This window comes from Mesotoga sp. UBA5825, assembly GCF_002432955.1.
In the GTDB taxonomy this organism is placed as follows: Bacteria; Thermotogota; Thermotogae; order Petrotogales; family Kosmotogaceae; genus Mesotoga.
Window position 1 is genome coordinate 1,600 of record NZ_DJHG01000079.1, and the last position, 1,372, is coordinate 2,971.

A 1,372-nucleotide genomic window follows, 5' to 3' on the forward strand; every position below is an offset into this window, starting at 1 on the left:
GCAAGGAGAACAGCAGGGGTTACTAGATGTGGAAGATTCCAGAAGGTGAATGAGAGAAGCGAAATTCATTTCTTGAGTCCAGTGTCATGTGCTCTCTTCTGACGGCGGGTTCATAGTCTTCACTCTGACTATCTTGTGCAGTCGCGATCAGAGAGAGGTTTTCTTTGCTGTCAATAGCTTTGCTATCATGAAAGCCGATTATGAAAACAAGACGACAGACTGACAGTATTGCTTATCATAGCCGCGGTGCTTTCCTCCAAACAACGCCTTAAAGCTGATCTTCAGATCGGCTCCTGTTTGGCCCCGAGAAACTATATGGGCTGAGAACTATCTCTGGTTTATCTGTCGAACATCGGCTTGTCGAGACTTCCATCTTTGCTGTATCCATACTCTTCCCAGTAACCCCTGTACTTGTCGTTGCCCGACAGCTCTATCTCTTCGACCCATCGCGCCCACTTGTAGCCCCACTTGTCTTCGGCAACCACTATGAACGGGAAACCCTGGGCCGGAGGTAGTTCGATTCCGTTCAGTTTGTCGGCCAGAATGATGTTTCTCTCTCTTATGTAGTCGAGAGTGAGGCTTGTCGTATAGCCATCAGTTGACTTGAAGATCACATTAGTTACCCTGTCGTCGGGCTCTGCTCTGTCAATCATTTCCACAAGCGGAATACCTTCCCAGAGCATCTTTGCTGTCCACCCCTCGACACAGTGAAGTATAACCAGCTTCTGAATGTGCTGAAGATCCTGCAACTCCGAATAAGTAAGAATGTACGGATTTTCTGCGAGACCTCCAATCTTTAGGAAGTATTCTTCTATATTCACGTACTGCACGCCCTTTATCGAGTTCTCTCTGAAAGCACCGAGATCGTCGAGTTTGATCCCCTGATACTCCGTGACAACTACTTCTTGTGGAGAAGAGCCATTTGCAACATTGGCAACTCCTAACACGATAATGACCAATGAGATAATACCTATTAGAATGAGAACGGGTATCTTCAAGAAAAGCCTCTCCTTTTTATTTAGTATCGTTCTAATTAGATGACTTCTAAGGACTATTGGTTCAGAAGAAGATGTTATTCCAGTCAGATCGTTATCAGGAGCACCAATTGGTCTGGAAAGAATATCTTCGAAAGGAGAGAAAAAAGAGGCAGTCACTAACAATCTCTTGGTAAGGATTTAGAAGCTCTTGAATTATAACCTTCATCAAAGAAAGAAGATCCTCGCTCTGGAACCAAGAATAGGTTTTTTCTCTAACACCGTCAACGGATAACCAGTCAATATCGCTCTTCCTGCGACTTACCTCCAACCTCTATTCTCCCCTTCTCAGCTCCCCTTAGACCCCCTTAAAGGGTTCTGGTGAGTAGCCCAGGGGG

At 45.5% G+C, this 1,372-nt stretch carries 1 protein-coding gene; it reads right to left on the reverse strand.

Annotated elements, in window-relative coordinates:
• Positions 1–338: 338 nt before the first annotated feature.
• A complete protein-coding gene (locus tag B3N33_RS07780) occupies positions 339–1,154 on the reverse strand; it encodes a molybdopterin-dependent oxidoreductase (protein WP_292588014.1) in 816 nt (271 codons plus the stop codon).
• Positions 1,155–1,372 lie beyond the last annotated feature (218 nt).